Annotated in this window: 17 protein-coding genes and 6 pseudogenes; 8 read left to right on the forward strand and 15 right to left on the reverse strand. The window is 42.6% G+C overall.

What is annotated here, in order from left to right; genetic code table 11:
• Positions 1 to 149 precede the first annotated feature (149 nt).
• The 6 genes from ACOBWA_RS13040 to ACOBWA_RS13065 form a co-directional block, all read right to left on the reverse strand.
• Positions 150 to 656 carry a YbjQ family protein gene (locus tag ACOBWA_RS13040; RefSeq protein WP_420229602.1) on the reverse strand — a complete coding sequence of 169 codons (507 nt, stop codon included), beginning with the start codon at positions 654 to 656 and terminating at the stop codon, positions 150 to 152.
• A 78-nt stretch (positions 657 to 734) separates the two neighbouring features.
• Positions 735 to 1,175: a YbjQ family protein gene (locus ACOBWA_RS13045; RefSeq protein ID WP_227526636.1), complete on the reverse strand. Its 441-nt coding sequence runs from the start codon at positions 1,173 to 1,175 to the stop codon at positions 735 to 737.
• Between the two features lie 108 nt (positions 1,176 to 1,283).
• Positions 1,284 to 1,841 (reverse strand): YecA family protein, encoded by a 558-nt coding sequence (locus tag ACOBWA_RS13050; protein WP_057761653.1) that lies wholly within the window; start codon positions 1,839 to 1,841, stop codon positions 1,284 to 1,286.
• A gap of 298 nt (positions 1,842 to 2,139) precedes the next feature.
• A complete protein-coding gene (locus tag ACOBWA_RS13055) occupies positions 2,140 to 2,376 on the reverse strand; it encodes a PA3496 family putative envelope integrity protein (protein ID WP_057761656.1) in 237 nt (78 codons plus the stop codon).
• A gap of 186 nt (positions 2,377 to 2,562) precedes the next feature.
• Complete coding sequence (locus ACOBWA_RS13060) at positions 2,563 to 2,757, reverse strand: hypothetical protein (protein WP_420229603.1); 195 nt, start codon at positions 2,755 to 2,757, stop codon at positions 2,563 to 2,565.
• A complete protein-coding gene (locus tag ACOBWA_RS13065; protein WP_420229604.1) occupies positions 2,754 to 4,019 on the reverse strand; it encodes a hypothetical protein in 1,266 nt (421 codons plus the stop codon). The genes ACOBWA_RS13060 and ACOBWA_RS13065 overlap by 4 nt, the downstream gene beginning before the upstream one ends.
• A gap of 450 nt (positions 4,020 to 4,469) precedes the next feature.
• Between ACOBWA_RS13065 and serB the strand changes: the two are divergent.
• The 6 genes and pseudogenes from serB (at position 4,470) to hemJ (ending at position 10,235) form a co-directional block, all read left to right on the forward strand.
• Positions 4,470 to 5,659 (forward strand): annotated as a pseudogene (gene serB, locus ACOBWA_RS13070) (phosphoserine phosphatase SerB).
• A gap of 436 nt (positions 5,660 to 6,095) precedes the next feature.
• Positions 6,096 to 6,964: pseudogene (locus ACOBWA_RS13075) on the forward strand (DUF368 domain-containing protein).
• Positions 6,965 to 7,245: 281 nt separating this feature from the next.
• Entirely contained in the window at positions 7,246 to 7,638 is a 393-nt protein-coding gene (aciT, locus tag ACOBWA_RS13080; RefSeq protein WP_420229605.1) for an AciT family ciprofloxacin tolerance protein, read from the forward strand.
• Between the two features lie 206 nt (positions 7,639 to 7,844).
• Positions 7,845 to 8,351: an SCP2 sterol-binding domain-containing protein gene (locus tag ACOBWA_RS13085; RefSeq protein ID WP_420229606.1), complete on the forward strand. Its 507-nt coding sequence runs from the start codon at positions 7,845 to 7,847 to the stop codon at positions 8,349 to 8,351.
• A gap of 428 nt (positions 8,352 to 8,779) precedes the next feature.
• Positions 8,780 to 9,760, forward strand: coding sequence for a biotin synthase BioB (gene bioB, locus ACOBWA_RS13090; RefSeq protein ID WP_420230779.1), 981 nt, complete (start codon positions 8,780 to 8,782; stop codon positions 9,758 to 9,760).
• A gap of 40 nt (positions 9,761 to 9,800) precedes the next feature.
• Entirely contained in the window at positions 9,801 to 10,235 is a 435-nt protein-coding gene (gene hemJ, locus ACOBWA_RS13095; RefSeq protein WP_057762639.1) for a protoporphyrinogen oxidase HemJ, read from the forward strand.
• Positions 10,236 to 10,417: 182 nt separating this feature from the next.
• Here hemJ and ACOBWA_RS13100 read toward each other — a convergent pair whose 3' ends face one another.
• The 6 genes and pseudogenes from ACOBWA_RS13100 to ACOBWA_RS13125 form a co-directional block, all read right to left on the reverse strand.
• A complete protein-coding gene (locus ACOBWA_RS13100) occupies positions 10,418 to 10,993 on the reverse strand; it encodes a hypothetical protein (RefSeq protein WP_420229607.1) in 576 nt (191 codons plus the stop codon).
• A 263-nt stretch (positions 10,994 to 11,256) separates the two neighbouring features.
• The gene (locus tag ACOBWA_RS13105; protein WP_420229608.1) at positions 11,257 to 11,748 is read right to left on the reverse strand and encodes a hypothetical protein; all 492 of its coding nucleotides are present in this window, start codon (positions 11,746 to 11,748) and stop codon (positions 11,257 to 11,259) included.
• Between the two features lie 118 nt (positions 11,749 to 11,866).
• Positions 11,867 to 12,581: pseudogene (gene rph / locus ACOBWA_RS13110) on the reverse strand (ribonuclease PH).
• A 181-nt stretch (positions 12,582 to 12,762) separates the two neighbouring features.
• Positions 12,763 to 14,459 (reverse strand): annotated as a pseudogene (locus tag ACOBWA_RS13115) (AMP-binding protein).
• A gap of 611 nt (positions 14,460 to 15,070) precedes the next feature.
• Positions 15,071 to 16,797: pseudogene (locus tag ACOBWA_RS13120) on the reverse strand (AMP-binding protein).
• A 353-nt stretch (positions 16,798 to 17,150) separates the two neighbouring features.
• Positions 17,151 to 18,799 (reverse strand): annotated as a pseudogene (locus ACOBWA_RS13125) (vWA domain-containing protein).
• Positions 18,800 to 19,400: 601 nt separating this feature from the next.
• Here ACOBWA_RS13125 and parC point away from each other — a divergent pair.
• Positions 19,401 to 21,707, forward strand: coding sequence for a DNA topoisomerase IV subunit A (gene parC / locus ACOBWA_RS13130; RefSeq protein ID WP_420229609.1), 2,307 nt, complete (start codon positions 19,401 to 19,403; stop codon positions 21,705 to 21,707).
• A gap of 124 nt (positions 21,708 to 21,831) precedes the next feature.
• On the opposite strand, the gene ACOBWA_RS13135 is transcribed toward parC, so the two are convergent.
• Both ACOBWA_RS13135 and ACOBWA_RS13140 read right to left on the reverse strand, forming a co-directional pair.
• Positions 21,832 to 22,311 (reverse strand): BLUF domain-containing protein, encoded by a 480-nt coding sequence (locus tag ACOBWA_RS13135; RefSeq protein WP_420229610.1) that lies wholly within the window; start codon positions 22,309 to 22,311, stop codon positions 21,832 to 21,834.
• 113 nt (positions 22,312 to 22,424) lie between these two features.
• A complete protein-coding gene (locus tag ACOBWA_RS13140) occupies positions 22,425 to 22,898 on the reverse strand; it encodes a BLUF domain-containing protein (protein ID WP_420229611.1) in 474 nt (157 codons plus the stop codon).
• A gap of 83 nt (positions 22,899 to 22,981) precedes the next feature.
• On the opposite strand from ACOBWA_RS13140, the gene ACOBWA_RS13145 reads away from it, so the two are divergent.
• On the forward strand, positions 22,982 to 23,824 hold the full coding sequence (locus ACOBWA_RS13145) for an IS630 family transposase (RefSeq protein ID WP_420229286.1): 843 nt from the start codon (positions 22,982 to 22,984) through the stop codon (positions 23,822 to 23,824).
• 356 nt (positions 23,825 to 24,180) lie between these two features.
• Here the strand turns inward: ACOBWA_RS13145 and ACOBWA_RS13150 are convergent, their stop codons facing one another.
• Positions 24,181 to 24,654, reverse strand: a complete 474-nt coding sequence (locus ACOBWA_RS13150; protein WP_420229612.1) for a BLUF domain-containing protein — start codon at positions 24,652 to 24,654, stop codon at positions 24,181 to 24,183.
• Positions 24,655 to 24,945: the final 291 nt, after the last annotated feature.

Below are 24,945 nucleotides of genomic sequence, written 5' to 3' on the forward strand. Positions count from 1 at the left end.
AATTTTTGATAAAACTGGTTACTACGAACCGAAATAATAACGGAACGGCAAAATTCAGTATATCGTTGTAAAAGTGTATGGTTTTGATTTTTCTGACTACTCGTCAGTCAATTATAGGTTTTTGCACTTGATAAAAAAGTAGAAATGATTTAAGCGGAGGTTTTATGATTTACAGCAGATGTGGGTTTAATATGGTCAATACTAATCACTGCCGTACCGTAGGCAATGGCTTCGACCATACTGCCTAATTGGTTGACATTGGTTACCTCAAGACGTAACCCGTAGATATGCGTGTAGCCTTTGGCTTTTGCCTCAGTCCGCATACGAACGATGGCTTCGCGGCGCGCACGATCTAGCAAAGTCTCATAAGTGGTTAAGTTTTTGCCGAAGACACTTAATACGCGAGCGATAATCATTTTGAAATAATCTTGAGCGATGACGACACTACCAAGCACAAGCTCCCCTTCACTACCGGCTGCTAACTTGGGACGGTATAAGCGTTCGCTTGAGACAGTGATATCGCCTAATGCTTGCTCTGCTACTGTTAGCTGTGCCAAATGCTGACGCTCATGGCGCGAGCCGAAGAACCAGCCAGCCGCGAATAAGAAGACAAACGGCCCATAGTTGATGAGCATTTGCGTGAGTGAATCATTCATAGCACGTTTCTCATCATAAAAAGCATCGGTGCTTTTAGCATTATAGGATTTAGTATGGTAGTTTTTAGTATTTTAGGATCAACCAAAAGGATTGAAGCGCGGTAAATCATCGGGTGCGACTTGGGTCTGAGTACTCACATTTTGATTAGAATGGTTGTAACCATCGCTTGGTGGGTTTTGATATTGTTGCTGTGATATCGGCGCGACCTTGACCGCCGTACCATAAACAAATAGCTCTGAGGCACCTTGGGCGATACTAGAAGTCGAAAAACGCAGACCGACCACCGCATCAGCACCTAACGCCTCTGCTTTGACAATCATGCGATCGATTGCCTCTTGGCGTGACTCTTCTAATAGCTCGGTATAAGCCGTCAGTTCGCCGCCAACGATGTTTTTTAACCCAGCAAACAAGTCTTTACCAACGTGCTTTGAACGCACGGTACTACCGTACACCACGTCTAGGCGCTCGGTAATTTGATAGTTAGGTAAGTGTTCAAGGTTAGAGAGTTGCACAGTCATAGGATGACCTTATCGGTGACTTATAAAACGTATAGTAAATCAAGACGCTGCGATACAGCATAGACAAGACAAAAACAGCACTGCTAGCAGCGCTGTTTCTTAATATTATTAATCGTTGGTATGAAACAACAAAAACAATTCAGTCAAATTACCTTCGATACTATTGGCCATCTGTACCATTTTGTCTTCGTCTTTACGCATCTCAGACAGCTCTGGATCTTCATCATCGATACCGCTTAGTACGATCATAGGCAAGGTCAATACCGCGACGTCTTCTGCCGTTTCTTGATCTTCAAACCAGTCGCTTGCTTCATCACCATACATGGCATCGACGAAACCGATTGACCAAGCAACGATGTCTGACTCGTCAGAGAAATCAACCGCCACTTCTTCGTTACCAGCATCTTCACCAAATGGTAATTCAATAGGCGTCTCGTTTTTTAACTCAGCCATGATCGAATCGCGCCAGCGTTTGATGCCATCGATAACGTTTTCTGGAATCTCACTTACGTGACCTTCGAACAGGGCATCCATCCAGTTAGGCAATGGACGACCGATGACCGTCGCTGTCAAAAAACCATGCGCTGCGACACTATCTAGCACGAACTGGCTTTCTTGATTGTCCAAATAGTCTAGTAATTCATCAAAACTTAGTTGGTTACTCATAATTTGGTTTTCCTTAGCAGATAGATGTCATCAATCGCAGTGGGCGATCGGTTAAATAAAAGAGGACGAGTACTTATTTTAAGACTAAAGGCTGCTTAGTTAATCAAACTCAAGCAACCTCTATCAGGTAGGTATTATCGAGATGAACTGGTTGCGAGCAACCCTAGAAAATTAGAAAAGTAACAAATAGCAGGCAACCAATTCGACTGGCTAAATAATTTTAGTCATTAAAATAGCCACTGCTGTCAAAGTAGCCACTAAAGCACTTTAGTCCACTGAAACGACTGATGCTGACAAATTAAAAATCGTCATCATCCCAATCATCGCCGTCTTCATCGAAGTTGTCTATGTCGTCTAGATCGTCTTTTAACTCTTTAGCCAAACGCTTTTCTTCTAGCAAATTATCGATTAGCCGACGTTTTTCAAGACTACTTAAACGTGTGCGTACGCTCGTCTCAGCTTCTTCAACCATCTTTGCATCATCATCGTCGACAAAATCATCATCAAAATCGTCGTCAATATCAGCGTCACTCATGACAAACTCCTATCATTTTTAGGCAAGGGTATTAAGAATACATCAATATATATATGCCTTATAAAGTCTCTATTGAATGTTGTCAATCCTTTTTCGCAATATGGTACATTTCATCTCTACGATTAAGATAGTCTAGTAGGCTATATAACAGACAATTGTAATATAAATGACCAAATACAGTCGGCATTAAATGTCTAGCTCACCCTCATCTTCAATCATTAGAACTGCATTGCGCACATCAGCCAAACGCTGAATCAATGAGTCATTAGCCCCATCAAATATCGCACACTCGCGCTCATAGACAGTGGTTGGACGCATGATGTTATGTACTTGTACATGATTGCTGATTTGCTTGAGACCGGCATTTGGCAATAGTATCAATAGCTGCTCTTTTTGCCGATACTCTGGAGCAAGTGAGTCATTGGCTCTGACTGCGCATCATCACTCACGCCCGCTTTCGCTGGCAAAGCAAAACGTGACAGCTCAATATGCTTATCATGGATAATTTTGTTAAGCATTAAATATAGCTTGGCAAGCATCACGCCTGCGAGTGCCACTTTCGCATGGCTATTATCAGCCTTTAGTACCACACTTGCACCATTGTCTTCAAAGTGCGCTTCATTCATCGCACTCACGCCCAGTAGCAATGGCTGTCTTAGCAACTCAGTCACGGCTTGATTGAGTAGCTGGGTACAGAGTGCTAGATATGGAAGACGCTGCGCAGGTGCAAGGCGTTCAAGCATATTGAACTCATCATGGAATACGATTTGAACTTTGACGCTATCAACAGACCGTGTGGCAGATAGCTTAGACGTATGGCTAGTAGCTTGAGGAGCAACACCGTCTGTATCTACTATTTCACTTTCGCTACCTTCACCCGCACTCATTAGATTGTCAGTATCGCTACCTGCCTCTTGGTTTTGCTGGGTTCTAAGATACTCGTTCACTTCATTATGCACATTAAATTTGCGTGCATTAGTCACTTCGTCATCTGTGACATTAGCCGTATTATCCGTCGCTACTTGACCATCTGACATGTGAGAAGCTGATTGACCCGTTGACTGGCGCTCAAGTTCACGGTCGTAGCCGCGTTGATCGACTGGTCTATATTGGTCGCGATACAGCTCTTGGATATCTCGACTCAATGCATTGATTTGCTCTTTGGTCGGACGAGCGAGGTAACCGTAAATCAACCAAAGCAGTAAATGTAGCAGCATGGTGCCGATGACGAACGGCCATTGCATGGCGATGATCTCGCCTTTGCTGACGTCCTTTAGGGTCAATGCAACGCTACCGATGACTGCATCGCCATTGGTGGCGATTTGACGAATGGTGTCACCTTGCTGCATCGGCGCATTGCCTACTGGCACCAAAATATCATCGTTGTTGTCTTTAATCAGTATCCGTGTGACGTCTTGCTCGCTGGTATAGCGATTGGCAATAACGCTTAAACTCACACGGTCTTTATTTTCTAAAGACAACCTTGCTTCATCAATCAGCTGGGCGACCATCTGCTCGCCTTTTAACGCACGACTTTTGCTCAGCTGCTGGTCGGTACTGATGACCAATAACAGCGTCTGCAAACAAAAACTAACCAGAAGAATAATGGCAAACAACCCTTGCCGCGGCGCTAAATACGTCATGATATGTTAAACTTTTTTGGAGAAAAGAAATTAAAAAACGAGTCTATTGCTCATTTTTTGGCTAATTTTTAAACAATTGTGATGTGCGCCAACTGTGATGCGCACATAGTTATAAAGCAGTACTGCTTATTAATGACTATCAACACTATCAATATTGTTGCTAGCTTCGCTATCTTTTGCCTTACAATCTTTTGCGAAGGCATCGTTAATAAGAAAGCACCGTCGGTAAACAAGCCAGCTTATCTCATCTACTATATCACCATAATAAGCCTTATAGCGTGAGCGCTTTATAAATTTATCATAATAACTTTATTGCATTTTCTATGGCTTCTTACGCCATGAAATCTGTTTTTTAGCATCATTGTTACTTTGCGCGTCATCTATAGGCGCTGCCCAGTAAAACTGTTATTATTCCTAATCTTATATGAGCATACAAGGGACAATTGAGCCATGCCAAAAAATACATCTTATTCGTTACCAAAAGACAGCAAAGCATGGCAACAAGCCGTTGATTCTATTGCGGCATTATTACCCGAAGATACCAATTTGCAAGACTTTGATGCGCTACAGTCGCTACCTGTTTTTGCGCTCATCGTAGTACTACCGACTCAGGTATCTGCATTGGATATTCATCAGTACGTTCAGTCGTGGGTCGATGAGCAGCCAAGCTGGCATCTAGTGACCGTTGCCGAAGATACTGACGCTAGCTTCGTCAATATCACGGTGTCTGATACAGAGCCTACAGCAGCAGACGCACAGCGCCTACCCTTTACCCATACTCAGGTCTACCGTTATCTGCTGGTACCAGTCACTGACACACTAATGCACCCTGGCAAAAAAACCGCAGCCGCTCACATTATTGATGATCAGCTGACCGCTCGCCTGCGTCGTGACCTAACTGAAGAATATAACAATACACGCAGTGCAGATAGCACAGGCAACATAAACGTCGTAGACTGTCATATCTTGTCTGTCGGTCATATGCTACGGACGCACAAACTTGCCTGCTTCGATATGGATTCAACCTTGATCGAGCAAGAAGTCATCGTAGAGCTAGCAAAAACGGCTGGGATTGGTGAAGAAGTCGAAGCCATCACTGAAGCAGCAATGCGCGGTGAAATTGATTTTGATGAATCATTTGCTCAGCGTGTGGCTTTGCTAAAGGGCACTTCTACTGATGTGCTGGATGATATCTGTAGTCGTCTAACATTATCGACTGGTGCACGCACGACGATCAGTGCGCTAAAAGCATTGGGTTATCATACGGTGCTAGTATCAGGCGGCTTTACTTATTTTGCCCGTTATATCGCTGAGCAGCTGGGTATCGATGAAGTACATGCCAACGCTCTAGATATCGAGGAAGGTGAAGTCACTGGTCATGTACAGTGGCCTATTGTCAATGGTGCCAAAAAGCCGCTATCGTTGAGCATACTGCTGAGCGCTTAGGCATTGAGATGTCACAAGTGGTCTGTATCGGTGACGGTGCTAATGACTTACCGATGATGGCGCTGGCCGATCTGGGTGTGGCCTATCATGCCAAACCAATCGTTCAAGCACGTGCTGATGCCGCTATCAACGTGACAGGACTTGAAGGTACTCTGTACGCTCTTGGCTATCCAGCACTAGCGCCTACTGAGTAATTGCAGAACGCTTTATGCCATTCAATAAGCTAGGTTAATGTTTTGTCATTAATCTGGCTTTTATGCTTTAAGGCGTGGTTTAAACAAGAAAAGTAGCGTAGATAGTATCGGTATATCAACTAGCTATTTGACGATGTCTGACAAGATTTAGCCATTTTAGTCCAGTTAAACGACTATCAAATGAATTGAAGACATGCCTTAGTACGTGATGATAATTCATACAATATTCTATTCATACTGATGTTTAGCTAACGCCTGTTTTTATCTAATGCTTACTTTCAGATAACACTTATTTTTAAATGATAAAGGAATACCCATGACGGCACCACAATCTCCACGGCCAACTCAGCCGTCAACGCCACTAGAGCAAGATACGGTACCTTTACGTACCGATAGCCCTAAGCAGCTGGTAGGTATCTATGTCAGAGGTATGGCCATGGGAGCAGCTGATATCGTACCTGGTGTCTCTGGCGGCACCATTGCGCTGATTGCAGGGATTTACGAGCGCTTGATTAACGCACTTGGCAGTATCGGCCCCAATCTTTGGACGATATTTCGTCAGGAAGGTGGCATCAAAGGATTCGCGGCGATTTGGCGACAAGTAGACGCGACATTTCTATTGTGTTTGCTACTAGGCATTGCCACTAGCTTTGCAACGTTGGCCGGTATCATTAAGCATTTATTGGACAATCAACCATTGCTTATTTGGTCATTCTTTTTGGACTGGTCGTTGCAACGGTATTTATCTTACTCAGTGAAATTAAACGCTGGAATATAGGGCGTGTCGCACTGTTCGCGACTGGGCTTATTGCCGCCGTAGTTATCAGTAGTATGCCGTTACTCACGACCACGCCTAGCTTACCGTATCTATTTTTTGCAGGGGCAATTGCTATTTGTGCCATGATCCTACCAGGGATATCAGGGTCTTTTATTTTACTATTGCTAGGCGCTTACGATGCGGTATTAGAAGCAGTCGACACGATGAATCTGAGTGCCATTTTCACAGTCATTGCGGGCATGGCAACTGGGCTACTGCTATTCACGCGCGCACTTAAATGGCTACTCTCGCATTATTACCAAGCTACTTTGGCATTGCTGACAGGCTTTATCGCAGGCTCTCTAATAAAAGTATGGCCATGGAAAGTAGATGCGCTAGGCTCGTTAAATACTGAAGCCGTCCATAATGTCATGCCATGGCAATATCCTACTGGCGCACAGTGGTCAACGACAATAGGACTTATGCTACTCGGTGCTATTCTAGTTTCGTTATTATCGTGGTGGGGTAATCGTACCAATCGAGGCTAAGTATTTAGCAAAATGTCAATCCTGCTTTCTAGTTTGGCCTGGTTTGCTAGCTAATAAACGTCGTCCTAGACTAGAAAAACCATTTCCGTATTCCTCAAAATAAGCGCCATTCCTCACGGCGCTTAGCCTAAAATCTAGCAATCAAATATCGCAAAACAAGCTAAAAACCAAACGTCAACGGTTGTCGCAAAGTCGCCTGTACCCTCTTCAGCTTTACTCAATAACCTCTCATAATAGTCTCATTGGAATTCACCTTATGAATAGCGAGATGAATGATGTTAATGACTATATTTTCTTTTATCGGTGTAGAGGCATGGAGCGGCGCGGCATGGCTTGGTTATGGACTGCTAGCCAGTTTAGTAGGGGTGCTCGCCTTTTCGTCATATCGTTGGCTACTGCTATATCTGTTTGGCGGTATGGCTTACTGGTTCACCGTTGAGTTGATTCAAAATATATTAGCAGGTCGCCCTATGTTTATGGAGCTATCGTCATGGCATCGCTATATCATCGCTATGGGCATCAGTTGGTTACCGTTGGCAGCTTGGGTACTGTATCGGGCATTACGCTATGATGACGTAAGTCAGTCAGTTAGCCAGCAACGTGAGCTAGAAGCCGCACGCTATATCGAACACACTCCCGTCTATGATGATAACTATCAGCCACGTTTCCGTTAAAACCGTCCTATTTATACCTCTACTTGTCTATATCAATACCTTACTTACGTCAGTGACATCGAATGTTACAAGATACTTAACGCTCTCTACTTAACTCCTAAAGAGTTGACACCTTATGATAGTTTATAATCCAGTTATATATTTGTCATAAAAACTGGTATAAAGTACGCTTTATTTTTATGCCTCATTTCTTTAGGAGTTCTGCTATGTTTACTGTTCCTGTATTAGATATCAAACCTGATCCATTAGATGCTTTATTGGCTGTTGTTGGCTATCGTTTGTCTATGTTAGCTGATAGCAATAACGAAGATGTCAAAGCGTTATTCGCTGATCGCCAAGTTACGATTGAGTTTGCTAGTACTGAGTCTGATATCGCCCGCACTTTTAGCTTTGACAATGGACAGTTTAGTCAACAAAGTGGTCATGCAAAAGAAGCCGATTTGACCATCACTTTTAAAGATTCTATGACTGGTGTTAGATTGCTAACCAAAGGTAGCTTGCCTGCCTTTATGACTGCTGTACAAGAAGGTAACTTGAGCATCGAAGGCGACTATAGCCTAATGATGTGGTTCAACAAACTTGCTAAGCATATCGTCCCAGCTATCCCAGAAGAGTGCAAACCATATATTCAAAAAGCCAAACCTTACGCTTATAAAGCCCAGAAATTTGCTGAGCATTGGGTTGGTATCGCCAAGCACAAACTTGGTAAATAAAAAGAATGGTGCACTGAGCGGTAGTCATTGGTAGAATGGATGATATAGAACTAAATAGCCAAACGTATAGTTACTATTTATGTGCGCTACTGTGACAATTATACATACTGTCTAGCAGTGTTCTGATTTTCTAAAAAGGTTGCGGTATACTATACGGCAACCTTTTTTGTTACCTTATAAATGACAATAGATAAAAACATTGGTTTTATTTAATACCCTCTCATTCTTATAAAAGGACTTACCTTATGGCAGGATTGCTTAGCATCTCCGAACCTGACGCCACCCAGCCAACTGATCTAGCCACTCAGCCAGATGCGACCAATAGTGATTTTTTGGCCAATCTAGCCACAGACGCGACTCAAACTGATAGTAAAGTAGCTACGACGTATAGCCGTGAAGAAATCGCGCAACTGTTTAATTTACCTCTAATGGACTTGCTGTTACAAGCACAAACCATCCATAGAAAGCATTTTACTGCTAATGAAGTACAGATCAGCACGCTACTCTCTATCAAAACGGGCAACTGCCCTGAAGATTGCGGCTACTGCTCACAGTCAGGCCATCATCGCGACACCACCAAACTACAAGCAGAAAAGCGTATAGAAGTTGACAAAGTCATCGCAGCGGCCAAACGTGCCAAAAACAGTGGCTCATCGCGCTTCTGCATGGGTGCCGCGTGGAAACATCCAAGTGCTAAAGACATGCCTTATGTGGTTGAGCTGATCAAAGAAGTCAAAGCATTGGGACTTGAGACTTGTATGACACTGGGTATGCTCGATACCAATCAAGCAACACAGTTGGCCAATGCAGGGCTGGATTATTACAACCATAACCTAGATACTTCGCGCAGTTACTATGAGCAAGTCGTTAGCACGCGTAGCTATGATGAGCGTTTAGATACGATAGAAAACGTGCGTAACTCTGGCATTAATGTCTGTAGTGGTAATATCGTTGGTATGGGCGAAAGCCGTGATGACCGCATCGATTGGGTACTTGAGCTGCTAAAAATGCCAAAAGCGCCTGAATCAATTCCAGTCAACTTACTGGTGCCTATTGCAGGTACACCGATTGGTGACAAAGTATTGGCCGAAGGTCAGCTGTCTGTACTTGAATGGATTCGTACTATTGCGGTCGCCCGTATTTGCTGCCCGACTAGCTACGTGCGCTTATCTGCTGGTCGCGAAAGTCTATCTGATTCTGAGCAAGCATTAGCCTTTATGGCAGGTGCTAACTCATTCTTTTATGGTGACAAGCTTCTTACCACTGGTAACGCAAGCCAATCAGGCGACGACAGACTCATGCGTGAGCTTGGCCTAACCAAACAGTTTGCCGCACCAAGAGCACCTAAAGTACTGCCTGTGATAGATGCGATGAATGGTCATCAAACACAAGTTGTGTTGGCAGATTAAGCCCACGCTAAAAAATACAAGCTAAGCAAGAGAAACTATGATGGCAGATTATTTTAACTGGATTAAAGCGGCACACATTATCTCGATGGTCTGCTGGTTTGCGGCGATATTCTATTTGCCGCGCCTGTTTGTCTATCATGCGATGAGTGACGATAGCATCAGCCATGAGCGCTTTGCCATTATGGAGCGCAAGCTATATCGCGGTATCATGACCCCATCGATGATAGCGACATGGATCTTTGGTCTATGGATGTTAGGGCTGGGATGGGATGTCTATAAAACCCAAGGCTGGCTACATGTTAAATTGCTATTAGTAGTGCTACTGTCAGGCTATCATGGTGCTTGCGGCTTTTATCGTAAAAAGCTAATTGATAATCCACATTATAAAACGCATAAATTCTGGCGCTGGTTTAACGAAGTGCCTGTCTTCGCCTTAGTGATTATCGTCATTCTAGTCGTGGTAAAACCGTTTTAGCATAAGAAAACCAATTAGACATGCAAAATAAAAGCGTCCGTAACTTCAATGAGTTGCGGACGCTTTTTTATTCACTTATAGAACATGGTGTCAAACTGGAAATATCAAAAACTAAACACTAAACACTAGGGCGCATAATTTGATAAACATTGCTTAAATCGTACACGCGGTAACGAGCTGGTTCACGGCGATTTTCGCCAGCATAGCTCAGTATCAATGCCTGCTTCGGCACGCTCATCAACCCAACCGACGAACAGTCCACTATGCTCGACGCCATTGTAGCCATGATTGATATAATAGAGCCAGTCACCTGCTTCAATCTCGCTGCTACTAGCATAGGGCCCTTGCGCATAAGTGCCTTTGTGTATGGTATTACGCGATACCCCTGCCCGATTGAATACAGCATTTAAATAGTCCCAGCAGCCACCCTGAATAATCGTGCGCTCGTTAAGTGCCATTTTGCGTGCGGTACTGACCACCTCACGTGCTGCCATACTACTTTGCTTCTCAGCATTGCTCAATAGCGGTAGATACTCGCTATCGACATTGTCATAGTTGCCTGACAAAAACGTTGGTAAGACTGTAGGTGCTGAACGCTGTACCTCAGGATAACGATAGGACGTATTCATCGTTGGTTGAATAGATTTTTGGGCGATAAGCATACTCATACTATCTGCATGGGCTTGCCCTACCATGCCGCAGGTAAATAGTAATAAACCGCTTGACGCGGCGACTGACGGTATAGACAAACGCAGCATGACTAACTCCTTGTCAATCAGATCTCAATGACAGTGTCGATAATAGTAAGAATGAACTTTATAATCCTACTTATAAACCATTTGCGCACAAATCTGCAAGCACTATTCGCCTGCGATAGGTGATAGACGGTATAAGTATACTGATGAATGACAATATTGGGGAGATGCGCTAAGTGAAATTTAAAACGATATTCGAATTAGAAGTTTGGATAGCACAAAGATAATAGCTATGCTTTCATAAAGTATAAAATTGAGAAAAGATACTAATTACTCTTCATTTTGATATTTACATGACGTTTCGTTAGCGCTTGCCCTTCTAAGATAGCTTTCGCAGCTTTTGCTTCTTGAGCACTCTCAAAACCAGTAATATAATATTTGCGGACGTCACTACTATCGACAATCTGTAATTGCTCGCCAATCAACGTTATCTTATCGCCATCCGTTAAATGAATATGCTCACGCTTACCTAGATTGTCATGGACCAACTCGCCAGCCCTTACCCACAATGTACCGCTACTAATCATACCGCTCATAGCCTTTTTAAGCTGTTGGCGCTTTTTATTAAAAATAAAGCTACCAATGATAAGCAGTGCAAGTGCACCGATAGCTAAACGCTCAGGTAACAAGCTCATCGCCATAGCGACTGCGACAGCCCCTACCAATAATGCAGAACCAAACCAAAACATGCCATTATCAGCAGCATTCGATTGCCCTTGTAAGGTGATTTTGGCGCCATCATCTGTCAGCTTGAGCATGTGTTGTTACCTATTACGTAATGTACGAATATTTTCTATTAAAAAACTGCCTATTAGCAGCTAACAGGCAGTTATTGACACCAAAAACAAAGACAGTATGTTGAATCTAAACGCTAGTCTACCAACCAAGCGCTGTCTGTTGCATTTTAATCAATTCAGCGATGCCTTTTTCAGCTAATGACAGCATAGCATCTGCTTGAGCACGAGTGAACGGCTTTTCTTCAGCAGTACCTTGTAGCTCAATGTACTCGCCTTTTGGGTCATCACGACGTTCAAGTCGGTATCGCAGCTAGAGTCTTCTTCGTAGTTCAGATCAAGATACGCTTCGCCATCTTTCATACCAACAGAAACCGCAGCAACCAGTCCGATTAGCGGATCTGCTTTGAGTTTCTTGGCCTTTTGGATACTCTCTAGCGCATCGATAAGCGCAATTGCAGCACCAGTGATACTAGCCGTACGAGTACCACCATCCGCTTGCAGCACATCGCAATCTAGATAGATGGTGTTTTCACCAAGCTTACTCAGATCAATCATGGCACGCAAGCTACGACCAATCAAACGCTGAATCTCTTGCGTACGACCTGACTGCTTACCGCGAGCCGCTTCACGCTGATTGCGCGTGTTGGTCGCACGTGGCAACATACCATACTCAGCTGTGATCCAACCTTGCCTTTACCTTTGAGCCAGCGCGGCACACCAGACTCTACACTGGCAGTACATAGTACTTTGGTATCGCCAAAACTTACCAGTACTGACCCTTCAGCATGCTTCGTATAATGGCGCTCAAAGCTGATCGAGCGAAGTTGGTCAAGCTCACGATTGTCAATACGCATAAAAATTCCTAGTACAATGTTATAAAAGCAGTGTCATAAAAATACCTATCAGTCGTTAGTAAACACATTGATAGGTATGTAGTCGACTAAAATCTTAAGATATCCTAACGTGACAACGGCGCAATAGCAAGATTCGCTCCTGCCATTACGCCACCGTTATCATCAGAATGTCAGATATAAACTATTCTAACCCTTCCATCTTACGCAATTCCTTACGTAGGATTTTGCCAACGTTCGACTTTGGTAATTCGTCAACGAACTGTATATGACGTGGGCGCTTATAGCCAGTCAGTTGTTTTTTGCCATATTCTAGTAGCTCTTTTTCAGTCACGTTGCCTTTTTTGACCACAAACAGCTTTGGCTCTTCGCCGCGATCATCGTTTGGAACACCAATAGCACCGCACTCTACGACTGCTGGATGCTCACTCATCGCCTCTTCGATTTCGTTTGGATAGACGTTAAAACCAGACACCAAAATCATATCTTTTTGCGATCGACAATTTTGATAAAGCCTTTTTCATCCATAATGCCGATATCGCCAGTTTTTAAGTAACCACTAGCCGTAAAGGATTCAGCAGTTTCTTTCGGACGATTCTGGTAACCAATCATGACCTGTGGACCTTTTACGCAGATTTCACCACGATCGCCCATGGCTACTATATTTTCGTCATCATCAATGAGTACGATATCGGTACTAGGCGCAGGAATACCGATTTTTCCGGTAAATTCCGCAATAGTCATCGGATTGAAAGCCACCACGGGTGAAGTCTCAGACAAGCCATAACCTTCAACGATAGGCAGACCAGTGATTTTATGCCACTCTTTCGCTACGCTAGGCAATACTGACATACCACCGCCGATAGACGCTTTTAGATTAGAAAAGTCTAAATCAGCAAAGTTATCTTTGTGTACTAAGCCATTAAACAAGGTATTTACAGCAGGAATAAACGCTGGCTTATACTTGGCCATCTCTTTGATAAGACCATCAAGATCGCGCGGATTCGGAATGAGTAGCGAGGCATAGCCTTGATACATACTACACATGCCGCAGACCATAAATGAGAATACATGATATAGCGGCAGTGCGGTCAAAATCACGTCTCTACCATCTATATCATCATCAAATGCACTGTTCATCAGCGCACTGACCTGTAACATGTTGGCGACTAGATTACCGTGAGACAGCATTGCCCCTTTCGCTACTCCCGTCGTACCACCAGTATATTGCAGCAAGGCCACATCACTCAAGTTTAACTCAGGGCGTTGGTACTTACTGGCTGATTCAGCATTCAGAGCATGCTTGAAACTCACGCTATTCGGTATGCTATAAGCAGGAATCATCTTTTTGACATGACGAGCCACAAGGTTAACCACAGCTCCTTTAATCGTACCTAGCATATCGCCAATGGTACACACGACTACATGCTCTACCTGACCTTTGTCTTCGGCATCTTGATACGTCTTGGCAAAGTTTTCAACAATAAATAGTGCTTTAGCACCACTGTCATGCAACTGATGTGATAGCTCACGGCTGGTGTATAGAGGGTTTACATTGACCAACACCATCCCTGCACGAATGATACCCAAAGCGACCACTGGATACTGCAAGACGTTGGGCATCATTACCCCAACTTTATCGCCTGCGACCAGTCCTATTGACTGCAAATAGCTAGCAATCTGTCGGCTATATAGATCTAATTGCTTAAAAGTAATCGATGAGCCCATGCAGATATAGGCAGGTTTTTGACCATAACGGCTAAAATTACGCTCGAACACATCAAGTAGAGAGGTATTGTCTTCTGGCATCTCGATAGTAGCATCGATGCTATAGCGCTCATAAGCGCTCAGCCACGGACTATCACTGTCGATGGTCGGCATAGTAGGAAACGCATTGCTTTGATAAACGTCGTTAGTAGTATTGGCTTTATCGTCAGTTGCAGCGCTATTATCTGTCGTTTCTTTATTAATATTATCCGTCATAATTTTCCCTAAATGTTACTGTTAAAAACATTGAATATGCTAATGGAAACACCATTTTTTATGATTATTGCTGACAGCAGAAGCTTATGAATAAGAAATAGATAAGTATGATCGGGTTTATCATTCATAAGCTTTGCAAATTAAAGTGTGTTACTGGGTCTATGATAAATAATACTACCACTCAGCACGACCAAGTCGAAAACGATATTTACTACCATGATTTCACTAGTTGTCTTAAGCAAAACCAGTACGATTTTTTGGATAAAAACAAAAATACGTCGATGGGCACTATAGCAGTTTTAATAGATATTCTCTATTAATAGTAGCTGTCATCCGCAAATGTCAAAAGCGATAAAGACAAAAAAATGATAAGACAGCATGGTTGCAGCCTTATCATTTTTGGTTACTACTTTAATTACGACAGTATCTAATCGTGCATCACTTTCGCAAGTGTCTTTGGTTAATACACACATCTATCAAACGACTATCTAGGTGCGTGTATCAGCAAATTAACCGTGATTTTTTTCTTCAAGTACGCGTAGATCTTTACGCAAAATCTTACCAACGTTCGATTTTGGTAGCTCATCAATAAACTCAACACGACGAGGACGCTTATAACCTGTTAGGTTCTCTTTACCGTACTCAAGAACTTCTTCGGTGGTCAGACTTGGATCGTTACGGACAACATAGATCTTAGGAATCTCACCGCTCTTCTCATCTTCGATACCGATGACACCACATTCTAAAATCTTAGGATGTCCAGCCATGACTTCTTCGACTTCATTCGGATAAACGTTAAAACCAGACACCAAAATCATGTCTTTTTTGCGGTCAACGATGGTCACATATCCGTTGTCAGCCATAATACCGATATCACCAGTACGGAAGAATCCATCTGCTGTCATGACTTCGGCAGTAGCATCTTCACGGTTCCAGTAACCTTTCATGACCTGTGGACCACGAACACTAATCTCGCCGCGCTCACCAAGTGCTACTTCATTACCTGCATCATCTAAGATCGCCACATCGGTTGCTGGCATAGGGACACCAATAGTGCCAGTGAATGTCTTGCTGTTGCTAGGGTTAGCGGTCGCGACTGGTGATGTTTCAGACAAGCCATAACCTTGAATAATAATATTACCTGTCACTTGGCGCCATTTTTCGGCTGTTGGGCTCAGTACCGCCATGCCACCACCCATCGACTGACGCAGCTTGCTATGATCCATCGCGATAAATTCTTCGTTATTGGCAAGTGCGTTAAACAACGTGTTGACCGCTGGGAAGAACGCTGGTGGATTGGCTTTATATGCTTTTAACAAGCTATCAAGATCACGTGGGTTTGGTACTAATAGCACCACACAACCGCGATACAGACCGAACATGCCACATACGGTAAATGAGAAAATATGATACATCGGCAATGCCGTCATAATCACAGGTTGCTCACCTCTTTGATCTAAATCATCAAAAGCGGTGCCCAAAAAGGTATTAGACTGAATTAAGTTTGCCACCAAGTTTTTGTGCGTTAGCATCGCACCTTTTGCCACACCTGTCGTACCACCGGTATACTGTAGGACAGCGATATCATCAAGCGTGATATTGGTTGGGCGCTTATATTTGCTAGCCGTGACTTGCTTTAATGCACTTTTGAAACTAACGCTATTAGAAATACTATAGTCTGGCACCATTTTTTTGACATGGCGGACGACCGTATTGACCATAAAGCCTTTGAGCGTACCCATCAAATCGCCCATACCCGTAATCACGACTTTATCGACCACATTGCGACCGATGTCTTGATAGGTTTTAGCAAAGTTTTCGACCATGATCAGCACTTTGGCTTCTGAATCAGTCAATTGATGCTCGAGCTCTCTGGTAGTGTACAGAGGGTTGACGTTGACTAAGGTAAAGCCTGCACGCAGTACAGCGATGACAGAGATTGGTAACTGCAAAATGTTGGGCATCATGACCGCAACTTTATCGCCTTTGACCAATCCTAATGACTGTAGATAAGCGGCCATTTGACGGCTGTATAAATCTACTTCTTGGAAGCTTAACGATGAACCCATGCAGATATAGGCAGTTTTATCAGCATTTTCAGCGAAGCTTTTTCGAAAATATCGATAAGTGACGTATTGTCGGCTGGCAACTCAATGTCATACTCCAGACCAAGTTCTTCATACGTTTTTAGCCAAACTTTATCGTCACGACGGGTTAAGTTTCCTTGATTTTCCATAATCTTTTCTCTCCTAGTAATAATACATTACCGTCAACCCACGCCAATCACAGTGTGATAAATATACAAAACGTCAGAGTCTTGCCTATCGTTATGATAAAAAGCAAGGCTGCGATATATTTGTATAGTGCTGAGCGAACAATATAGCGGTAAATAGCCCTTTGTTCATTAACATACACACTTTATACATAGTACTCAATACAAAAGATTGCTACACCAGTTCTCAAATAGGCTTGACGCTCAATATCCCTATAAATATCAATACTTTAGAATAAAAATATCAGTCAATCTATTAGAAAATATGACCCTTCAATTCTGCTCCCTAATGACCATCCCGACACGATATCTGTTCACTATCGGCTATTTTTTAGCGCACTCGCCAGCTCAGTTAACGTCACAAAGTTGCGACGAGTACCATCAGTATCGCTACTTGGTCTATCTGCGATACTACTTTTGGCAAGCTTAGTGCTATCACTGTACTGCCAATCATTAATATAATCGCTTTGAGTCAAGCGTTGACCGAACCCTGCTACTGCCATCGCAAACTGAGTATCGATACTGGCTTTATTTAAAGCGTGGCTGGCTTTATTAATCGGTTGGCTAACGAGTTTGGAGCTACCACCTGTCGGTGCTTTATAACGAATTTTTAGATAGCCAAGCTCATTAGAGTTCTGTTTATTATTCGAACTAATACTGGCATTGCTAGCAGCATAACGGCGATCGCTATATAACCCTTTTTGTCCTTTTGGAGTTACCTCAAACAAAGCGATAACCGCCTTACCTGCCCCAAGCTCACCTGCATCAACTTTGTCATTATTGAAGTCTTCTTCAGCCAGTACGCGATTTTCATAACCAATTAAGCGCCACTCACTCACCACATCAGGATTAAATTCAACTTGGACTTTTACATCCTTGGCAACGGTGTTGAATGTCGCGGCTAATTCATCGCCAAAGACTTTTTCGCTTCAGTTAGACTGTCAATATAGCTGTAATTACCATTGCCGTTGTCCGCCATCTGTTCCATCATGTGATCATTCAGATTACCACGACCGAAGCCAACGGTAGATAAAGAGATACCGCGATCGCGATTGGCTTTGACCAAATCCAGCATCTCATCGACATCACTAATACCGACATTAAAATCGCCATCCGTTAACATCATTATTCGATTGATACCGTTCTTTTTTAGTCCTTGCTCAGCTTGTCTGTAGGCCAATTTCAGAGCGTCTTCCCCATTGGTTGAGCCTGAGGCATTTAACCCCTCGATCGCAGCCAATATTTTTGCTTTTTGGTCACCATTAATCGCAGGCAACGCCACACTAGTACTACCTGAATAGGTCACAATACTGATGCTGTCTTGGGCACGCATCTGCTCTGTCAACAGTTTAAGCGATGACTGTGCCAATGGCAGTTTATCGCGCGACGACATAGAGCCTGACACATCTACTAAAAACACAAGGTTGGCAGGAGGCATAGACTGCTTATCCGTTTTTTGCGACCAGCTACTATCAACGGCCTTGATACCAACTTTGACGATTTTATTATCCTGATCTGCTCTATCCCAAGGTGAGTCTACTACTTCAGTTGACACAATAAACGGGGCGCTACCTAAGCGTTTGCCATCATCAAATTGATAGTTGAAATAATTAATCAATTCCTCTACCCGTACGGCATCAACAGGTGGTAGTTGACCCTCGTTTAAATAGCGGCGCACATTGGCGTAGCTGCCCGTATCGGTATCGATAGACAGGGTGGATACCGCCATATCCGTAGTTCGATGTACAGGATTGGCGGCGTTTTTTTGATAGTTGTCTTTTGCCTCTGGCGTGACTATGATGTTCGGTAATGGGCGTACGATACCTGTCTGCGCCGCAGAACGTATCATCATCTGTTGGCTGATGACGGATGGCTTAACACTGGGTGACGCCATGATAGACTCTGACACCACTGCTGCATCTTGATTGACTGTGCTGCTTGTCTCGGCTGGTAGCGTTTTGCTCATTTGTGAAGGGCTACAGGCTGTCAATCCTAGACTGGCTACAGCAGTAATCAATAGTACATTTCTAGTAGCGTTTTTCCCTAGGTGCTTACTTTCGTTTTTTAGTATGGTAGAGGCGGAAATATTAGATAAAGGGTCAAATGACATAACAGAAATTCCTTATTGTAAAATAGTTCAGTAGCGACTTGTCCGTGTCAATATATGGTTAACGCTATTTAAATAGGTAAAGCAGCCGCCTTGTTTAGTCTATTAGCTGCCATACTTGCAGTTATTAATTTTGCACTAAAACTATTCTGTACCTACTTTCTTTAGACTAATGATAGATAAAATATCCTAAATAAAAAGGATTCAATCTTAAGACATCTATTAACTATATAAAAAATAAATATTAGATTTACTATACTTAACTTAATCTATAAAAGCTATGAATCACCACACTATAAAAGACCTTTATAAGCGCTTGTTTTAAGCACGTCACGAGATGTCGTATATTCTGACATACGTCTTTTTAATTGGTGCAATATCCTTTACGATAGCACTATCCTATTTGTATGCTTGAACCAATTATCTATACCTATTAAAACTGATAAGTGAATCCTATTTTATGTCTGATGTTATTGATCATACGATCGCCCCAATTATTCCCAATGAGCCAATGGATACTCGTTCAGTCGCAGAGTTCACTGAACAGGCCTATCTAAACTATGCCATGTACGTCATCATGGATCGGGCGTTGCCAAATATCGCTGATGGTCTAAAACCTGTCCAGCGTCGCATCGTCTATGCCATGAGCGAGCTTGGGCTAAAGTCCTCTGCTAAGGCGAAAAAGTCTGCACGTACGGTCGGTGACGTATTGGGTAAATACCATCCGCATGGTGACAGCGCTTGTTATGAAGCCATGGTACTGATGGCACAGCCGTTCAGCTATCGCTATCCACTCATCACTGGTCAAGGTAACTGGGGTAGCCCAGATGATCCAAAATCCTTCGCCGCGATGCGTTATACCGAAGCCAAAATGTCAGCTTATGCCAATACGTTGCTGGCAGAATTGGGTCAAGGTACAGTCGACTGGCAAGATAACTTCGATGGTACGATGCAAGAACCAACGACCTTACCTGCCCGCTTACCTAATATTTTATTAAACGGTACGACAGGTATTGCTGTTGGTATGGCAACTGATATTCCGCCACATAACCTTAATGAAGTGGTACGCGCGGCTATTCGATTGCTTAAAAACCCAGAGCTATCGGTTAAGCAGCTTACCCAATCGATACCCGCACCTGACCTACCGACACCAGCGGAAATCATCACTAGCAAGAAAGATTTGCAAGCGATGTACGAGACTGGACGCGGCAGTTATAAGATGCGCGCGACCTTTCATGTTGACCCTAAAGAAAAAAATCTCGTCATTATCGATGCGCTGCCTTACCAAGTGTCAGGCAACAAAATCCAAGAGCAAATTGCTAAGCTTATGACAGATAAGAAGCTGCCTTGGGTGACGGATATTCATGATGAATCAGATCACGAAAATGCCTGCCGTATCGTCCTTGAGCTGCGCTCAACGCGAGTCGATGTCGATCGTGTCATGAGTCACCTGTTTGCCAGTACTGACCTAGAAAGCAATTACCGCGTCAATATGAATATGATTGGCTTAAATGGTAAGCCTCAGGTGAAAAACCTAAAGGAAGTCTTGGAAGAATGGTTAATCTGTCGCCGCTCGGTGGTCACGCGACGCTTGCAATATCGCCTCGATAAAATCGATAAACGCTTGCATATCTTGGCAGGTTTACTGATTGCTTATCTGAATATTGATGAAGTGATTCGCATCATTCGTGAAGAAGATGATCCAAAAGCGACCTTGATGCAGGATTATGACCTGACTGACATTCAAGCCAATGCTATCTTGGATATTCGTCTGCGTCAGTTGGCAAAATTAGAAGAGATTGAGCTGCGCCGTGAGCAAGATGAACTCGCTGCTGAGCGCGCTATTATTCAAGAGTACTTAGACAATCCAGACAGTCTAACCAACCTGATGATTGACGAGCTTACTGCCGATATGAAAGAACATGGCAATGAGCGTGTATCACCATTGGCAGAACGTGAAGAAGCGCAAGCACTGAAAGAGTCAGACCTCGTACCGAGTGAGCCGGTCACTGCTATCTTATCAAAAGCAGGTTGGATTCGCGCAGCCAAAGGTCATGATGTCGATGCTGCTGGCATGAGTTACCGCTCAGGTGACAGCTATCAAGCGCACGTGCGCGGCAAATCAAACGAAAGGATTTACGTACTCGACAGCACTGGACGCAGTTACAGTATCGATGCGCATAATTTAGCGTCTGCGCGTGGTCAAGGCGATCCATTGACCAGTGTATTAAAGCCACCAGCAGGTGCCAGCTTTGAGCAGCTACTAACGGGTGATAACGATCAACGTATTATTCTTGCTAGTTCAGCGGGTTATGGTTTTATCAATACCATTGGCAACCTCGATAGCAATCAAAAAGCTGGTAAAAACGTCATTAACCTAGCAACTGATAGTCGCTTGCTCCCTGTTGCACGTATCGACGTACCAGTAGAGACGGCTGCTAATACAGAAGGTGAAAATAGCAATGTGCGTGTGACACCTGATCATGTTGCCGTTGCGACCAATGCAGGATATCTACTGATATTTGCTCTTGATGATTTGCCTGAACAAGCTCGCGGTAAAGGGAACAAACTTATTAAACTGAAAGATGGCGAAGAGGTACTTGCTATCACACCACTTAGTCAGCAAGACAGCCTTGTCATTACTGCTGGCAAACGCCATGTGACACTCAAGCCAAATGATTTGGCTAACTATACGGGTGTTCGCGGTAATCGTGGTGGGCAGTTGCCAAGAGGCTTTCAGAATGTGACGAGTGTTGAGATTGGGTAGTTTGACTAGTTAAATTTTGGAAACCCTAGTTCAAAATCTAGCTAATAAAATTAAACAGCTTAAAAAGCCGCCTATACACAATGTATAGGCGGCTTTTTTACGTTAATCAAAATATAGAATTTATTTAAGCTTTATTGAATTCGGTATCCTTAAAGATCGTTCTCAGGAAGCTTGTAATCTGAGTGCTTTTCATTAGATACGGATTAAAGTCAGCACCTGCTGAGAAACTTTTTAGGGTATATGCTTCGTCTTCTGCACTTGATGTTAAATATTTTATTAAAAACCCATCCCACCTACGTTCTTCTATTTCCTCAATTTCACTGAGGTGGGGTACTAGGTAAGAGTACTCACTGATCAATTTTACTAGTATTTCATTGATAAGAGGTCTTGGACCTTCAATATTTTGAATAAAGTAATTGTCATTCACGACAAGCGCTGAGGTTACACCACTTTTTTCATTATTCCTTCGCCATTGCTCAAGCAGACGAGCCAACCCTATTCCATTATTACTGTCACTATTTCTGCCAATATACGTTAGGCTTAGAGTAATATGCTCACCATGTCTTTTTCTATCTTCTAAAGGTTGGTTGGTAGTGATATGCATAAGAAACCTTATTTATAAAAAATTATCTAAATCAAAAGATACTTTATAGACGGCTTTTTTACGCCAATTAAAATAGATGACTCTTATGGTATAGAAATGCTACTCATTAAAAATTAATTAGATTCAACATTTTCAAAAACCGCTTTCAGAAAGCTTTCAATCTGAGAGCTTTTCATTAGATAAGGATTGAAGTCAAAACCTGCTGAGAAACTTTTTAAGGCATATTCTTCATCTTCGGCACTTTCCGTCAGATGCTTGGTTACGAACCCATCCCATCGAAGCGCTTCTATCTCTTCCACCTTGACAACATTAGGAACAACCTTGAAATGCTCATCAATTATCTTCGCTAGAGCAGCGTTGACCGCCGGTCTTGAGCCTTGAATGTTTTGAACAAAATAACCGTCATTGATCACAAGCACTGCAACTAACCCACTTTCCTCAAAGTATCTTCGCCACTGCTCAAGAGCACGAGTCAACTCTATACCTGTTTTCATTTCGATGTTTTTACCGATATACGTTAGGCTAATCAGCAGATGCTCGCCATGTCTTTTCCTATTTTCTGACGTTTGACTTGTCGTTATTTGCATAAGAAAATCCATTTATACAATATAGTCTAATCCAAATAAAACCGATACAACCCTATTAACAATTGCATTTAATGAAATAAACGATGACTTATTCAATAGACTATCGCAAACAGGTACTTTCTAGCATCACTGATGGTATGACCATACGAGAAGCTGCGCTATTTTATGGACTTAGCACCAGCACCATTCACAGCTGGCAGAAGAAATTAGCGCCTAAAACAACCAGAAATAAAGCACCGACTAAAATACCTGATGACGCATTGATTGAAGACGTAAAAAGATACCCAGATGATTATAACTATGAAAGAGCTCGTCGCTTGAACTGTAGTAAAACGGGCATCTTTAATGCTTTAAAGCGTCTTGGTATCAGTCAAAAAAAGACCTTGGAACATCCAAAAGCGTGTCCGATAAAAAGAGCGATATTCCAGAGTAGGCTTGATCGCTTTACGCAGCAAGGCTATCCCATTGTCTATATGGATGAAAGCGGCTTTGAGGCTGAAACCATTCGTTCTCATGGCTATGCACCGATTGGTAAACCCTGTATCGATAGCTACAACTGGCAAGCTTCGAGACGTACTAATGTCATCGGAGCTCTCTATGAAAAAATGCTATTTGCGCTTGATTACTTTGAACACAATATTAACAGCAGCATATTCTACCACTGGTGCAAATACACGCTAATCCCAAGTCTTAAAACTAAATGCGTGATTGTCATGGATAATGCTCGATTTCATAAGAGTAAGCGTATTCAAAAGCTACTTAATAGACATGGTCATCGTATTTTATGGCTGCCGCCGTACAGCCCTGATCTAAACCCTATCGAGAAAAAATGGGCACAGGCTAAGTTTCTACGCCAAGGATGGATGGAGAATAATCTACCTAAACTGTTTCATGATATGGGCTGTATCGATTTTATAAAGACTTAACTATAGGTATATAAATTAATATACACTTTATCATAAAGTATAATCAATAAAACTCTTGGGAATTGACCAGCTTCTTATCATCCATAGCTTAAAATAACATAACAAAAACAGATATCACCAAGGCGTTTTTAGTAGTTAAATAATGCAAGAGTCAGGTATGAATAGTCACTTATGAACATCCGCCAATATTCTGTCCAACTGCTAAGAAAACATCCTGTACCGATACTGCTAACTTGCTTTCAACAAAAAGCCGCCTATACAAACGTATGGACGGCTTTTCTATTCTAGATAGGACAAGTGGCTATTACCTATTCTAAGAGGTAAATGCTTAAAAACTAAATGCCACTCATTTAAAATTAATTAGATTCAGCATTTTCAAAAACCGCCTTCAAGAAGCTTTCAATCTGAGAGCTTTTCATTAGATAAGGATTGTAGTCGGAGCCTGCTGAGAAGTTCTTTAGAGCATGCTCTTCATCTTCAACGCTTGAGGTTAGATGTTTAACTAAAAACCCATTCCATCGGCGCGATTCTATTTCCTCTATATTCACAATATTGGGGACAATAGTTGAATGCTCGTCAAGTATTTTTTCCAAGGCAGTATTGATAGCAGGCCTTGTCCCTTGAAAACTTTGAACGAAATAACCTTCACTAATGACTAAAGCTGAAACGATATCGTTCTCTTCAAAATATCTGCGCCAGTACTCAAGTGCGCGAGTCAGCTCAATCCCAGAATCTAGATCGACATTTTTGGCGATATATGTCATGTGGATAAGAATATGTTCGCCATGCCTTTTTCTATCTTCTGAAGATTGAATGGTCGTTATGTTCATAAGAAACCTTATTTATAAAATAATTCATTCAAATCAAGGTATACTTTAAGATAAAGTATAATTAATAACGTTTTTTACCATTTGTTATGATTTTTTTAGATTTATAACATAGAAGTTTCAATGATATAGCATACCGATATCCGTAGTAGTAAAATTATACTACAAAATTGTCACGTTCAGTATCTTGGCATTATTCCAATAGTTAACAAGCCTAATCTATATTCTCCTATAGCCCTGCCTCAACGCCCTTATAAGACTAAGTCATGTTTACTTATAGACTAAACTCTACAA

The organism is Psychrobacter sp. ER1, from assembly GCF_048631835.1.
Lineage (GTDB): Bacteria > Pseudomonadota > Gammaproteobacteria > Pseudomonadales > Moraxellaceae > Psychrobacter.

Coding starts and splice junctions, on each gene's coding strand:
- ACOBWA_RS13040 (WP_420229602.1), bottom strand. CDS start 656: ATGAATGATTCACTCACGCAAATGCTCATCAACTATGGGCCGTTTGTC.
- ACOBWA_RS13045 (WP_227526636.1), bottom strand. CDS start 1,175: ATGACTGTGCAACTCTCTAACCTTGAACACTTACCTAACTATCAAATT.
- ACOBWA_RS13050 (WP_057761653.1), bottom strand. CDS start 1,841: ATGAGTAACCAACTAAGTTTTGATGAATTACTAGACTATTTGGACAAT.
- ACOBWA_RS13055 (WP_057761656.1), bottom strand. CDS start 2,376: ATGAGTGACGCTGATATTGACGACGATTTTGATGATGATTTTGTCGAC.
- ACOBWA_RS13065 (WP_420229604.1), bottom strand. CDS start 4,019: ATGACGTATTTAGCGCCGCGGCAAGGGTTGTTTGCCATTATTCTTCTG.
- aciT (WP_420229605.1), top strand. CDS start 7,246: ATGACTATATTTTCTTTTATCGGTGTAGAGGCATGGAGCGGCGCGGCA.
- ACOBWA_RS13085 (WP_420229606.1), top strand. CDS start 7,845: ATGTTTACTGTTCCTGTATTAGATATCAAACCTGATCCATTAGATGCT.
- bioB (WP_420230779.1), top strand. CDS start 8,780: ATGGACTTGCTGTTACAAGCACAAACCATCCATAGAAAGCATTTTACT.
- hemJ (WP_057762639.1), top strand. CDS start 9,801: ATGGCAGATTATTTTAACTGGATTAAAGCGGCACACATTATCTCGATG.
- ACOBWA_RS13100 (WP_420229607.1), bottom strand. CDS start 10,993: ATGCTGCGTTTGTCTATACCGTCAGTCGCCGCGTCAAGCGGTTTATTA.
- ACOBWA_RS13105 (WP_420229608.1), bottom strand. CDS start 11,748: ATGCTCAAGCTGACAGATGATGGCGCCAAAATCACCTTACAAGGGCAA.
- parC (WP_420229609.1), top strand. CDS start 19,401: ATGTCTGATGTTATTGATCATACGATCGCCCCAATTATTCCCAATGAG.
- ACOBWA_RS13135 (WP_420229610.1), bottom strand. CDS start 22,311: ATGCATATCACTACCAACCAACCTTTAGAAGATAGAAAAAGACATGGT.
- ACOBWA_RS13140 (WP_420229611.1), bottom strand. CDS start 22,898: ATGCAAATAACGACAAGTCAAACGTCAGAAAATAGGAAAAGACATGGC.
- ACOBWA_RS13145 (WP_420229286.1), top strand. CDS start 22,982: ATGACTTATTCAATAGACTATCGCAAACAGGTACTTTCTAGCATCACT.
- ACOBWA_RS13150 (WP_420229612.1), bottom strand. CDS start 24,654: ATGAACATAACGACCATTCAATCTTCAGAAGATAGAAAAAGGCATGGC.